This window comes from Pseudonocardia sp. SID8383, assembly GCF_009864975.1.
Lineage (GTDB): Bacteria > Actinomycetota > Actinomycetes > Mycobacteriales > Pseudonocardiaceae > Pseudonocardia > Pseudonocardia alni.
Genome location: NZ_WWFY01000550.1, coordinates 1 through 215 on the forward strand (window position 1 = coordinate 1; position 215 = coordinate 215).

1 pseudogene is annotated in these 215 nt (G+C 73.5%); it reads right to left on the reverse strand.

Annotation, left to right across the window (positions count from 1 at the left end):
* Positions 1-215, reverse strand: a pseudogene (locus tag GTW08_RS13335) (two-component sensor histidine kinase); the annotation flags it as partial.

A 215-nucleotide genomic window follows, 5' to 3' on the forward strand; every position in this document is an offset into this window, starting at 1 on the left:
ACCGCGTCGCGCAGCGCACGGGGCACGTCGGCCACGGTGAAGGTGTCGAGGTCGGAGTTGCCCGCGACCCGGTGCCCCTCCTCGCTCTCCCCGAGCAGGACCACCGCGTAGTGCTGGCTGGAGTCGGCCATCTCGGTCGCCGCGTCCCGCAGTTCCGCCTGCGAGGGGTGCGGCGGCAGGGCGGCCGCGTGACTCTGCAGCTCCTGGTGGAAGTC